Origin of the sequence: Paracoccus endophyticus, from assembly GCF_003286075.1 — a bacterium.
Lineage (GTDB): Bacteria > Pseudomonadota > Alphaproteobacteria > Rhodobacterales > Rhodobacteraceae > Paracoccus > Paracoccus endophyticus.
Window position 1 is genome coordinate 102,912 of the sequence record NZ_QLUV01000001.1, and the last position, 12,504, is coordinate 115,415.

Sequence of the window (12,504 nt, forward strand, 5' to 3'; positions counted from 1 at the left end):
CCAGCACACGCGATCAGAACCCGGTTCCGACCGTCCTGGCCGATACCGGACAGATGTCACGGGCGCGGATTCGACGCAAACCCGGAACCTCTAACATTTGATCGAAGCAGCTTGGTCTTGCCGCCGGCCCGCGCTATCCCGCGGCAGACCCACCCGGAAGGACGTTCCCATGACCCAGCAGCGCCTGCATCTCGTCTTCGGCGGAGAGCTTGAGAGCACCGGCTCGACCGTGTTCCGCGACCCCACCGCAATCGACGTGGTGGGAATCTTCCCGGATTACGCCGCGGCGCACGCGGCGTGGAAATCGCACGCGCAGCGGACCGTGGACAGCGCGCAGACGCGCTATTTCATCGCCCATCTGCACCGCCTGCACGACGAATCGCGCGAGGCGAGCCCGACGGGCGAACTGGGCGCCTGACCGGCGGTGTCGCGGCTGGGGGACCTTGCGTTCTGGCGGCACTTGCGCGGGCCGCGCATCGACGCCGCCCCGGCCGACCCGGTCGCGCCCCCCGGCGAGGGGCCGCTGGTGCTGATCTGCGGCCAGTCCGACGCCATGCCGGGCCTTGCGGCGGCGCTGCGGCGGCTGCGGCCGGGGCTGCGCCTGGGGGCGCTGGGTCCGGTGGCGGTGGACCGGGGCGACCGGCCCGTGCCGCAGGTTCTGCCCGCGCCGCCCGGTGACGCGGCGCTGTCGCGCCAGCTGCTGGCGGCGCTGGACCCCGCCGCGCTGGTCCTGACCGACGGCCTGCTGCCCGCCGCGCTGGTCTTTGCCTGCGACGAGGCGGCGGTGCCCGTCACGCTGATCGCAGGCCAGATCCCCAATGCCGCCGAGACCGAGCGCGGCCTGTGGCACAACACCCGCGCCCGCAGCCCCGCAACGCGGATCGCCCGCGTGCTGGTGCCCGACCGCGCCACCCGGGCCGAGGCCCTGCGCCTGGGCCTTGCTCCCGCGCGGGTGGACATCATCGGACGGCTGACGGCGATGATCCCCGCGCCGCGCGTCAACCGGCGCGACGCCGAGGCGCTGCGCCCCCTGCTGCACGCCCGGCCCGTGTGGCTGGCGGCCGCCCTGCCGCTGGCCGAAGCGAATGCGGTGCTGGACGCCCATGCGGCGCTGCTGGCCGCGCGCCATCGCGCGCTGCTGCTGATCGCGCCCGCCGACCCGGACGAGGCTGAGGCCATCGCCGTTGTGGCCGAGGCGCGCGGCCTGTCCGTTGCCCGCCGCGACCGGGACGAGGACCCCGGCCCCGATGTCCAGGTCCTGGTCGCCGGCGACACGGCCGAGCTGGGCCTGTGGTATCGCCTGGCCCCCGTCACCTATCTGGGCGGAACGCTTGTCGGCACGGGCAGCCCGCGTCATCCGTTCGAGCCCGCAAGTCTCGGTTCGGCGATCATCCACGGCCCGGCGACCGCCACCCATGCGGCCGAATGGCTGGCGCTGGACCGTGCCCGCGGGGCGCGCGCCGTCACCAGCGCGGCCGCGCTGCGCGTCGCGGTCGAGGACCTGACCGCCCCCGACCAGGCCGCGTCGCTGTCCGTCGCCGCCTGGACGGTCGCCACCGACCGCGCCGCCGTCATCCGCCGCATCGCCGAGGCGGTGCTGTCGGACCTGCCGGAGGGGCGGGGATGAGCCTGCGCGCCCCCGCCTTCTGGGACAGGCCGCCGGGGCTGGCGGCGGCGGCGCTGGCGCCTCTGGGCGCCCTCTACGCCCGCGCGACGGCCCGGCGGCTGGCGCGCGGCACCCGGGCGCGGGTCGGGGTGCCGGTGATCTGCGCGGGCAACCTGAACGCGGGCGGCACCGGCAAGACGCCGACCGTGATCCTGCTGCTGGACCGGCTGGCCGCACGCGGCATCGCCGCCCATGTGGTCAGCCGCGGCCATGGCGGCACCGAGTCCGGCCCCCTGCGCGTGGACGAGCGCACCCATACCGCCGCGCAGGTCGGCGACGAGCCGTTGCTGCTGGCGGCCTTCGGGCCCGTCTGGGTGGCGCGTGACCGCGTCCGGGGCGCACGGGCGGCTGCTCGTGCGGGCGCGCAGGCCATCATCCTGGACGACGGGTTCCAGGACCCGGCGCTGGCGCTGGACCTTGCGCTGGTCGTGGCGGACGCGGGCCGGGGCTGGGGCAACGGCCGCTGCCTGCCGGCCGGTCCGCTGCGCGAGCCGGTGGCCGCGGGTCTTGCGCGCGCCGATCTGGTGCTGACGATCGGGGACGCCCCGGCGCAGGCGTCGTTCACCGCCCGCTGGCCCGCGCTGCCGGTGCCGCGCCTGACCGGCCGGCTGGAGCCGTTGCAGACCGGCATGGACTGGACCGGACTGCGGGCGCTGGCCTTTGCCGGCATCGGCCATCCCGACAAGTTCTTCGCCACGCTGCGCGGCCTTGGCGCCCATGTCGTGCGGGCCGAGGCGCTGGCCGACCACCAGCCGTTCTCGCCGCAGTTCCTGACCCGGCTGGACACCGAGGCGCGGATGACCGGCGCGCAGCTGGTCACGACCGAAAAGGACGCGGCCCGCCTGCCGCGGCGCTTTCGCCCCAAGGTGCTGACCCTGCCCGTGCGCCTGCGGCTGGACGACCCCGCCGGGCTGGACGCGGCGCTGGACCGGGTGTTTCCGCCCGGCAGGACGACCGCGGGATAAGCGCCCGCCAGGGGCCGCGCCGACCCCGCCCCTGCGCCCTAACCCCGGCCCAGCATTGGCGAGGCGCGGTCCAGCGACAGGTCGGCGTCGGAAAACAGGATGGGCGTGCGGACGCCGGGGACGCCCTCGGGGTCGATCCGCAGCCTGCGGGCGATCACCTGCGGGTCCGCGAACACGTCGGCCAGATCGTTGATGGGCCCGGCCGGCACGCCCGCCCGTTCCAGCGCGGCCAGCAGGTCGTCGCGCGCGCGGCCCCGCGTCACCGCCCCCAGCGCCGCGCTCAGCGCCTCGCGGTTGGCGACGCGCATCGCGTTGGTGGCATAGTCGGGCGCGCCCGCCAGCGCGGGCAGGCCCAGCACCTCGCACAGCCGTTGGTATTGCGCGTCGTTGCCGGTGGCGATGATGATCCAGCCGTCGGCGCAGTCGAAGACCGCGTAGGGCACGATGTTGGGATGCGCGTTGCCCAGCCGGCCGGGCGCTGTGCCGGTCGCCAGATAGTTCATCGCCTGGTTCGCCATCACCGCTGTCGCCACGTCCAGCAGGGCCATGTCCACCTGCTGGCCGCGCCCGGTCGCCTGCCGCTGGTGCAGCGCGGCCAGGATGCCCACCGCCGCGTAGACGCCGGTGAACAGGTCCACGACCGCGACGCCGACCTTTTGCGGCTGGCCGGCGGGGTCGCCGGTCACGCTCATCAGGCCGGACATGCCCTGGATGATATAGTCGTACCCCGCCCGGCCCGCATAGGGGCCGGTCTGCCCGAAGCCGGTGATGGAACAATAGACCAGCCGCGGGTTCAGCGCACACAGCGCAGGCCCGTCCAGCCCATAGCGGACCAGCCCGCCGACCTTGAAGTTCTCGATCACCACGTCGGCGCCCGCGGCCAGGTCGCGCACCTGCGCCTGCCCCTCGGGCGTGGCGAAGTCGCACAGGACCGACCGCTTGCCGCGGTTGGTCGCGTGGAAATAGGCGGCCGCGCGATCGGTCGCGCCGTCGGGGCCGGTGCGCTCGATGAAGGGCGGGCCCCACTGGCGGGTGTCGTCGCCCTGGGGCGATTCGACCTTGACGACCTCGGCCCCGAGGTCGGCCAGGATCTGGCCGGCCCAGGGACCGGCCAGGATGCGGGCCAGCTCGACGACCCGCACGCCCGCCAGGGGCGCCGCCACCGGCCCGCGCCTCAGTTCGAGGCGGCGGGGGCCGCGGGTGCGGCGGCGCCGGCGGCCGTGGCCTCGGCGTATTTCGCGTCGATCTTGGCCTTCAGCTGGTCCCAGGGCAGGTTCTGGACCTTTTCGCCGCCGATGATGAACGTCGGCGTGCCCTCGACCCCGTCGGCCACGGCATGGGCCTGGAAGGTGGCGATCAGGCGCTCGACCTGGGCCTTGTCGGCCCAGCAGGCGTCCATCTGTTCGGGGGTGAATCCCGCCTTGGCGCCGATCTTGCGCAGGTTGGCGGCGTATTCCTCGCCGGTCTTGGCGTTCAGCCAGGTCTTCTGTTCGTCGAACAGCATGTCCGAGAGGGCATAGTATTTGTCGTCGCCCCCGCAGTGGGCGAGGATGCCCGCCCACAGGCCGATCTCGTCGAAATAGACGTCGCGCTGGATGAACTTGACCTTGCCGGTGTCGATGTACTCGGACTTGAGCGTGCCGAAGCTGTCGGCGTGGAACGCCGCGCAGTGCGAGCAGGTGAAGCTGGCGTATTCGATGATCGTCAGCGGCGCGGATTCCTGGCCCAGCACGATGTCGGGCAGCACCGCAGGCGTGGCGGCGGGGGTCGTGGCGGCGGGGGTCGCGGCGGCCGCGTCCGCGGCCGGTGCGGGCGCGGCGGTCGTCTGCGCGACGGCGGGCAGCGCGCCCATCAGCGCGGTCAGGGCGGCGGCCGAGGCGAGGCGGCGAAGCGTCAGGGTCATCAAGTGGCCTTTCGGTCGTTGGCGTCCCGGCGGGACAGCGTGTTCAGCGCCAGCTGGCGCATGGCCCCGGCAAGCGCCGGATCGGAAAACTGCGCCGCCAGCGCCTCGGCCTGTTGCAGCCGTTCGGGGCTGGGGGCGGCGGTGCGGCGGGTGGCGGGGGCAGGATCGAAGCGGGCCTGCCCCTCGGCAAAGCCGACGGCGGCCGTCTGGGTCAGCACGATGCGCGCGACGGCGTTGAAGCCGTAGCAGGCGTTCACCCGTTCGCGGATGCGCGGCAGGTCCATCTGGACCAGCGGCGCCTGCGCGCCGGTGGTCAGCAGCGTCAGCGTCGCGCCCATGCCCTTGCCGTGGCTGACCTTGACCGGGCGGGTGCGGGCGGCCGTCTCCTCGCCCACGATCTCGGTCCAGTGGGTCAGCAGCCGGGCGACCGCGAAGCCGCGCTTTTCCGCGCCGCGCCGGATGTCGGGGGCGACCAGCAGGGCCGCGGCCTCGAAGCCGCGCATCCGGCGGCGGGCCGGGCGGTCGGCGGCGGCGGTCGGCGTCTGGGGGGCGGCGCGGGCCATGGGGATCCGGTGTCGGGGCGGGGTCAGGCAGGGCTGGTCAGGACCCGCACACTCTGGACCGGCGCGGCCGGGGATGCCAGACCGGCACCCATGACGGATCGTGAAAGTTTGCGTGACATTCAAGCGGGCGGCGGCGGGCTGACCGGCGACGGGCAGGCTGTGGGCGGACAGGCTGCGGGCGGACAGACCAGCGGCGGGATGGCCGGCGGCGAGGCCGACACCGGCGGCCCGGCCGCCGCGGGCGCGGCGGGCGAGGTCGCGCCGCGCCTGCTGTCCTGGTACGACCGCCACGCCCGCGCGCTGCCCTGGCGGGTGCCGCCGGGCGGGGGGGCGGCCGATCCCTATCGCGTGTGGCTGTCGGAAATCATGCTGCAACAGACCACGGTGGCGGCGGTCAAGGGCTACTTCGACCGGTTCACCCGGCTTTGGCCCACGGTGCAGGCGCTGGCCGCGGCGGACGAGGCGCAGGTGATGGCCGAATGGGCCGGGCTTGGCTATTACGCCCGCGCCCGCAACCTGATCGCCTGCGCGCGGCTGGTCGCGGCGGCGGGCGGGTTTCCCGACACGCGCGCGGACCTGGTCGCGCTGCCGGGCATCGGCGCCTACACCTCGGCCGCGATCGCCGCCATCGCCTTTGGCCGCGCCGAGACGGTGGTGGACGGCAACGTGGAACGCGTGGTGGCGCGGCTGTTCGCGGTGCAGACCCCGCTGCCCGCGGCGCGGCGCGACCTGACCGCGCTCGCCTCGACCCTGACCCCCGACGCGCGGCCGGGGGATTTCGCGCAGGCGATGATGGACTTGGGGGCGACGATCTGCACGCCCCGCAACCCCGCCTGCGCGCTCTGCCCGCTGATGGATCTGTGCGCGGCCCGCGCGGCGGGTCTTGCGGCCGACCTGCCCCGCCGCGCCCCAAAGGCGGCGCGCCCGGTCCGCACCGGCACGGTCTGGGTGGCGCTGGACGACGCCGGCGTGCTGGTCGAGACGCGCCCCGCGCGCGGGCTGCTGGGGGGCACGCTGGCCTTTCCCTCGACCGGGTGGGACGGCAGCGACCAGTCCCCGCCGCAGGACGGCGACTGGGATGTCGCGGGCGAGGTGCGCCATGTCCTGACCCATTTCGAGGCGCGGCTGACGGTGCTGCGCGCCCCCTTGGGCAACCCGTCGCGGGGCGAGGTGGCGGCGCGGGCCGGGTTCGACGCGACCGCGCTGCCGGGCCTGATGCGCAAGGCGTGGGCGCTGGTGCGCTGATCGGCCGCAGGCCGCGTCACGCCATCGTCATGCAAGATGCCCTATGCCGTGAACGGGCCGCCTGCCGTGCCGGGCGGGCCGCAACCGCAGCAGGAGCGCATGATGACCACGATGAAAGCCGCCGTCTTCGTCGACAAGGGACGGATCGTCCTGGACGAAAAGCCGGTCCCCTCGCCCGGTCCGCTGGACGCGGTGATCCGCATCACCACCACCACCATCTGCGGCACCGACGTGCACATCATGAAGGGCGAATACCCCGTCGAGCGCGGCCTGACGATCGGGCACGAGCCGGTGGGCATCATCGAAAAGCTCGGCGCGGCAGTGCGCGGGTTCCGGGAAGGCCAGCGTGTCATCGCGGGCGCGATCACGCCCTCGGGCTATTCCAACGCCTGCCTGTGCGGCCAGTGCTCGCAGGACGGGCCCGACACAAGCCACGGGTTCAAGGCGATGGGCGGCTGGCGGTTCGGCAACACCATCGACGGCGCACAGGCGGAATACCTGCTGGTGCCCGACGCGATGGCGAACCTGTCGCCGATCCCTGACGGGCTGAGCGACGAACAGGTGCTGATGTGCCCCGACATCATGTCCACCGGGTTCGCGGGGGCCGAGAACGGCCGCGTGCGGATCGGCGACACCGTCGCGGTCTTTGCCCAGGGACCGATCGGCCTGTGCGCCACCGCCGGCGCCAAGCTGATGGGCGCCACGCGGATCATCACTGTGGACAGCGTGCCCGCGCGCATGGCGATGTCGCGCCGCATGGGGGCCGACGACGTGATCGACCATACCGCCGGCGACCCGGTCGAGCGGATCATGGAGCTGACCGACGGCCGCGGCGTCGATGTCGCGATCGAGGCGCTGGGCACGCAGACGACCTTTGAATCCTGCCTGCGCGTGCTGCGCCCCGGCGGCACGCTGTCGTCGCTGGGCGTCTATTCGGGCGACCTGACGATCCCGGTGGGCGCGTTCTCGGCGGGCCTGGGGGACAACAGCATCGTCACGGCGCTGTGCCCCGGCGGCAAGGAACGGATGCGTCGCCTGATGTCGGTGATCCAGTCGGGCCGGGTCGATCTGGACGCGATGGTGACGCACCGCTTCACGCTGGACCAGATCGAGGAGGCCTATGACCTTTTTGCCAACCAGCGCGACGGCGTGCTGAAGGTCGCGATCACCCCGAACTGACCCGCGCAGACGGGACATGGCAGACGGGGCGAGGCAGGCGGCGCAAGGGGCGTCGCCCGTCACCGCGGCCAGCAGACCATCGGGGGCCGCGCCCGCTCTGCGCGCTTGCCCCGCACCGGCTCGGGTGCGGGGGGACGGCGCACCGTGGGACACGCTCAGACGCCGAGGCACCAGCGCATCACCGCCTTTTGCGCGTGCAGGCGGTTCTCGGCCTCGTCCCAGACCACGCTGTGCGGGCCGTCCATGACGGCCGACGTCACCTCGTCCTCGCGGTGGGCGGGCAGGCAGTGCATGAACAGCGCGTCGGGCTTGGCGCGCGCCATCAGCTCCTCATTGACCTGATAGCCGCGCAGCATGTTGTGGCGACGCTCCTTGGCGGACTGCGGGTCGTGCATGCTGACCCAGGTGTCGGCAAAGACCAGATCGGCCCCCTGCACGGCGCGGGCCGGGTCGCGCTCGATCGCGACGCCCACCCCCTGGGCGCGGGCGAACTCCAGCGCCTCGCGCTCCGGGTCCAGCGGCGGCGGGCCGGTGAAGGTGAAGTCGAAGCCGAACTGCCCGGCCGCGTGGATCACGCTGGCGCAGACATTGTTGCCGTCGCCGACCCAGACCACCTTGCGCCCGGCGATGGGGCCGCGGTGTTCCTCGAACGTCATCACGTCGGCCATGATCTGGCAGGGGTGGGTGCGGTTCGTCAGGCCGTTGATGACCGGGACGGTGGCGTATTCCGCCATCTCGAGCAGCGTCGCCTCCTCGAAGGTGCGGATCATGATGAGGTCCACATAGCGCGACAGGACGCGGGCCGTGTCGGCGATGGTCTCGCCGTGGCCCAGCTGCATCTCCTGCCCCGACAGCACCATCGTCTGCCCGCCCATCTGCCGCACGCCCAGGTCAAAGCTGACGCGGGTGCGCGTGGACGGCTTTTCGAAGATCAGCGCGACCATGCGGTTCTTCAGCGGCTGTTCGGCATCGGGCGTGCCCTTGGTCGCGCCGTTGCGCGCGTCCTTCATGGCGCGCGCGCCGTCGATGATGGCCCGCAGGTCGGTTTTCGGCGTGGTGTGGATGTCGAGGAAACTGTTCATGATCTGCCTGTGGTGTCGCGTCCGGGGATGAGGGGGGTCGATCCGCTCAGGCTCGTCGATGCGCGCGCGTGCCGCGTTCGGCCGCACAGGGTGCCAGCGACAGGGTCAGGGGTCCGGGTCGTGCAAGCGTCACCATGATCGCGGCACTTGACCGGGCCGCGCCCGCCGGGTCAACCCCCCTGGCGGCAGGACGGCGGGCCGTCGGGCCAGCCCGCGAGGGACTGGCCCTTGCCCGCAGTGAGACCAAGCACCCTGAGCAAGAGTGTCATGGAACAATCGACCAATCGTTTCCGACACAGACTGTCTAAAAAGCCCGCCAGTCTTGCCGCTCACCCCGACCGCGTGGGCCGGTCGAACACCTTGCGGCCCATCAGGCTGCCGACCAGATCGACCATCATCCGCGCGGTGCGGCCCTTTTCGTCCAGGAACGGGTTCAGCTCGACCAGATCCAGCGAGGTCATCAGCCCGCTTTCGTGGATCAGCTCGCACACCAGATGCGCCTCGCGGAAGGTGGCGCCGCCGGGAACCGTGGTGCCGACCGCCGGCGCGACCGAGGGGTCGAGGAAGTCCACGTCCAGGCTGACGTGCAGCATCCCCCCCGCCGCCCGCACCGTGTCCAGGAACGCGCGCATGGGCACGGCAAAGCCGAACTCGTCCAGCACCCGCATGTCGTTGACGACGATGTCGGTCGCCTCCAGCGCGGCATGCTCGGCCGGATCGACGCTGCGGATGCCGAACAGGCAGATGTTGGCCTCGGGGACCGGGGCGGGAAACGGCGGAAACGCGTCGAACCCCGCCCGCCCCGCCAGATAGCCGACGGGCGTTCCGTGCAGATTGCCCGATTCGGTCGTCTCGACGCTGTGGATGTCGGAATGGGCGTCCAGCCACAGCACGAACAGCGGACGCCCGGCCTGCGCCGCATGTGCCGCCGCCGCCGCGGTCGAGCCCAGCGACAGCGAATGATCGCCCCCCAGAAAGATCGGCAGGCCCCGCGCCAGCGCGGCGCGCCCCTCGCCCGCCAGCGCGCGCGTCCAGCCCAGCACCTCGGGCAGGTGATGCACGCGGGCGTTGACGCTGGCCTCGGACCCGAGCGGGCCGGGGTCCAGATCGCCCAGGTCCTCGACCGTGTGGCCCAGCGCCGCCAGCGTCTGCGGCAGGCGCGCCACGCGATAGGCCGCCGGTCCCATCAGGCAGCCGGGCCGCTGCTGGCCGCTGTCAACCGGCGCGCCGATCAAGATGCAATGGGTCATGGTGGTCCTCCTGCGGGTGGTGCGGGCGGCGGGACTTGAACCCGCACGGCCTGCGGCCCAGGGAGTTTAAGTCCCATGCGTCTACCGTTCCGCCACGCCCGCGCCGCGTCAGGGGTAAGCGGCGGCGGGCGGCGCGGCAAGCCCCCCGTTGTCCCGGCGCGGCGGCGCCCCTGCGTGATGCGGCACCGGCGCCGGTTCCCCTGCCCGCGGCAAGGCGCTAGAACGCCGCCATGACGCTGCGGTCCGCCCTGCCCTTCTGGATGTCGCTGGCGCTGGTGCCGCTGGCGGTGCTGGCCGCCCTGCGCGGCGGCTGGTGGTGGGCGCTGATGCCCGCCTGTGCGTGGTACCTCGTCACCGCGCTGGACGCGCTGCTGGGCCTGAATACCGACAACCCCAACCCCGACACGCCCACCGCGCAGCTGCGCTGGCACCGCGCGATCACCGTGATCTGGGGTCCCGTGCAGGCGGCGGTGCTGTTCTGGGCGATCTGGTACGCCACCCGCGCGCCGCATCTGGGCGGCTGGGAAACGCTGGGGCTGTTTTTCGGCCTGGGGGTGATGTCGGGCACCATCGGCATGGTTTATGCCCACGAGCTGCTGCACCAGAAACCCGCGTGGGAGCGGGCGCTCGGCGACCTGCTGCTGGCCATGACGCTGTATTCGCATTTCCGGACCGAGCATCTGCTGGTCCATCACGCCTGGGTGGCGACCCCGCGCGACGCGGTCTCGGCGCGCTACAACGAGGGGTTCTTCCGCTATTTCGCGCGGGTTCTGGCGGACTGCCCGCGATCGGCGTGGCGCGCGGAAACCCGGCTGCTGGCGCGCGCCGGGCGGCCCTGGTGGGACCGGCGCAACCCGTTCTGGCGCTACGGCGCGCTGCAGGGCGCGATGCTGGCGCTGGCCGCGGGCTTGGGCGGCTGGCTGGGGGTGGCGTTGTTCGTGTTCCAGGCCTTCGTCGCCGTCTGGCAGCTGGAACTGACGAACTATGTCGAGCATTATGGCCTGACGCGGCGGCACCTTGGCGGGGGGCGGTACGAACACGTCCTGCCGCGGCACAGCTGGAACGCGGGCCACAGGGCGTCGAACTGGCTGCTGATCAACCTGCAACGCCATTCGGACCACCACTACAAGCCCGACCGCCGGTTTCCGCTGCTGCAGACCTATGGCGCCGACCAGGCCCCGCAACTGCCGCAGGGCTATCCGGCGATGACCTTCGTGGCGATGGTGCCGCCCCTGTGGCGGCGGCGGATGAACCCGCGCGTACGGGCCTGGCGGCGGCAGTTCTATCCCGACATCGCGGACTGGGGCCCCTATAACCGCGGCGAGAACCCGGTGCCGCGCAAGGCGCTGTAGCCATAAGAATGCCCCGCGCAGGCAGACCCGGCGGGGCAAGTTCGCGCCCCGGGCGGCCGGGGCTTGCCCCCGCGCGCCCGAGACACCGGCAAAGCGGTCGTCAGCCCGCGGCGGCCAGTTCCGCGCGGATCTGCTGGCGAAGGATGTCGATCGGGATCATCTGCCCGTCGCGGCGGAAATGCCAATAGGTCCAGCCGTTGCACGACGGCGCGCCTTCCAGCGCGGCGCCGACCTGGTGGATGGACCCGCGCACGTCGCGCCCGACCAGCGAGCCGTCGGCGCGCACCCGCGCGCTGTGGCGGGCGTTGATGGACACCAGCTCCTCGCCCGGGCGCAGCATGCCGCGTTCCACCACCTGGCCAAAGGGGATGCGGGGTTCCGCGCGCTTGCTGCCGGTCGTGGCCAAGGCCGCGGCGTCCAGGCGGCGGACGCGCGACAGGCGGCGCTCGGCGACGGCGCGATAGCTGTCCTCGCGCTCGATCCCGATCCAGTCGCGGCCCAGCATCTTGGCGACGGCGCCGGTGGTGCCGGTGCCGAAGAACGGGTCCAGCACCACGTCGCCGGGGTTGGTCGTGCCCACCATGATCCGGTGCAGCAGGCTTTCGGGTTTCTGCGTCGGATGGGCCTTGGCCCCGTCCTCGCCCTTGATTCGCTCGGCCCCCGTGCAGATCGGCAGCGTCCAGTCCGAGCGCATCTGGATGCCCTCGTTCAGCGACTTCAGCGCCTCGTAGTTGAAGGTGTATCGCGCGCCTTCGGTCCGGGACGCCCAGATCAGCGTCTCGTGGGCGTTGGTCAGCCGCTTGCCGCGAAAGTTCGGCATCGGGTTCGACTTGCGCCACACCACGTCGTTGAGCAGCCAGAACCCCTGGTTCTGCAACTCGGCGCCCACGCGGAAGATGTTGTGATAGCTGCCGATCACCCAGATCGCGCCGTCGGGCTTGAGCAGCCGGCGCGCCGCCGCCAGCCAGGCCCTGGTGAACGCGTCATAGGCCGCGAGGCTGCCGAACTGGTCCCAGTGGTCGTCCACCGCATCGACCTTGGAATTGTCGGGCCGGTGCAGGTCGCCGCGCAATTGCAGGTTATAGGGGGGATCGGCAAAGATCAGGTCGACCGAGCCTTCCGGCAGCCCGTTCATCACCTCGATGCAGTCCCCGCCCAGGATGGTGTTGAGCGGCAGGGCCGCGGCGGGCCGCGCCGGGCGGGTGGTCAGGTCGGTGTTCATGGTCTCTGCCTCGGGTCCCGGCCGGCGGTTCTTGTGCCGGTCCTGTCGAGGCCAAGATGAGTCATGACCGATTCGCC

At 72.6% G+C, this 12,504-nt stretch carries 12 protein-coding genes and 1 tRNA gene; 6 read left to right on the top strand and 7 right to left on the bottom strand.

What is annotated here, in order from left to right; translation table 11 throughout:
• The first annotated feature begins 169 nt into the window (after positions 1-169).
• From DPQ23_RS00505 to lpxK, 3 genes are read left to right on the top strand one after another with little or no spacing between them, the layout of a single operon-like run.
• Entirely contained in the window at positions 170-418 is a 249-nt protein-coding gene (locus tag DPQ23_RS00505) for a DUF4170 domain-containing protein (RefSeq protein ID WP_112872731.1), read from the top strand.
• Positions 419-424: 6 nt separating this feature from the next.
• Entirely contained in the window at positions 425-1,627 is a 1,203-nt protein-coding gene (locus tag DPQ23_RS00510) for a 3-deoxy-D-manno-octulosonic acid transferase (protein ID WP_112872732.1), read from the top strand.
• Positions 1,624-2,631 (top strand): tetraacyldisaccharide 4'-kinase, encoded by a 1,008-nt coding sequence (gene lpxK, locus DPQ23_RS00515; protein WP_112872733.1) that lies wholly within the window; start codon positions 1,624-1,626, stop codon positions 2,629-2,631. Before DPQ23_RS00510 ends, lpxK begins: the two co-directional genes overlap by 4 nt.
• A gap of 38 nt (positions 2,632-2,669) precedes the next feature.
• Here lpxK and DPQ23_RS00520 read toward each other — a convergent pair whose 3' ends face one another.
• From DPQ23_RS00520 to DPQ23_RS00530, 3 genes are read right to left on the bottom strand one after another with little or no spacing between them, the layout of a single operon-like run.
• The gene (locus tag DPQ23_RS00520) at positions 2,670-3,794 is read right to left on the bottom strand and encodes a CaiB/BaiF CoA transferase family protein (RefSeq protein ID WP_112872734.1); all 1,125 of its coding nucleotides are present in this window, start codon (positions 3,792-3,794) and stop codon (positions 2,670-2,672) included.
• 11 nt (positions 3,795-3,805) lie between these two features.
• Positions 3,806-4,534 (bottom strand): DsbA family protein, encoded by a 729-nt coding sequence (locus DPQ23_RS00525; RefSeq protein WP_112872735.1) that lies wholly within the window; start codon positions 4,532-4,534, stop codon positions 3,806-3,808.
• Positions 4,534-5,097: a DUF721 domain-containing protein gene (locus DPQ23_RS00530; protein WP_162630588.1), complete on the bottom strand. Its 564-nt coding sequence runs from the start codon at positions 5,095-5,097 to the stop codon at positions 4,534-4,536. Before DPQ23_RS00530 ends, DPQ23_RS00525 begins: the two co-directional genes overlap by 1 nt.
• A gap of 198 nt (positions 5,098-5,295) precedes the next feature.
• Here DPQ23_RS00530 and DPQ23_RS00535 point away from each other — a divergent pair, with 198 nt between their 5' ends.
• The gene (locus DPQ23_RS00535; RefSeq protein WP_112872736.1) at positions 5,296-6,342 is read left to right on the top strand and encodes an A/G-specific adenine glycosylase; all 1,047 of its coding nucleotides are present in this window, start codon (positions 5,296-5,298) and stop codon (positions 6,340-6,342) included.
• A gap of 102 nt (positions 6,343-6,444) precedes the next feature.
• Positions 6,445-7,521, top strand: a complete 1,077-nt coding sequence (locus tag DPQ23_RS00540) for an NAD(P)-dependent alcohol dehydrogenase (RefSeq protein WP_112873280.1) — start codon at positions 6,445-6,447, stop codon at positions 7,519-7,521.
• A gap of 155 nt (positions 7,522-7,676) precedes the next feature.
• On the opposite strand, the gene argF is transcribed toward DPQ23_RS00540, so the two are convergent.
• The 3 genes from argF to DPQ23_RS00555 form a co-directional block, all read right to left on the bottom strand.
• Positions 7,677-8,603 (bottom strand): ornithine carbamoyltransferase, encoded by a 927-nt coding sequence (gene argF / locus DPQ23_RS00545; RefSeq protein WP_112872737.1) that lies wholly within the window; start codon positions 8,601-8,603, stop codon positions 7,677-7,679.
• Positions 8,604-8,932: 329 nt separating this feature from the next.
• Entirely contained in the window at positions 8,933-9,853 is a 921-nt protein-coding gene (gene rocF / locus DPQ23_RS00550; protein WP_112872738.1) for an arginase, read from the bottom strand.
• 17 nt (positions 9,854-9,870) lie between these two features.
• Positions 9,871-9,955 (bottom strand) — tRNA-Leu (locus DPQ23_RS00555).
• 128 nt (positions 9,956-10,083) lie between these two features.
• On the opposite strand from DPQ23_RS00555, the gene DPQ23_RS00560 reads away from it, so the two are divergent.
• A complete protein-coding gene (locus tag DPQ23_RS00560) occupies positions 10,084-11,205 on the top strand; it encodes an alkane 1-monooxygenase (protein WP_112872739.1) in 1,122 nt (373 codons plus the stop codon).
• A 100-nt stretch (positions 11,206-11,305) separates the two neighbouring features.
• On the opposite strand, the gene DPQ23_RS00565 is transcribed toward DPQ23_RS00560, so the two are convergent.
• Entirely contained in the window at positions 11,306-12,427 is a 1,122-nt protein-coding gene (locus DPQ23_RS00565; RefSeq protein ID WP_112872740.1) for a site-specific DNA-methyltransferase, read from the bottom strand.
• Positions 12,428-12,504 lie beyond the last annotated feature (77 nt).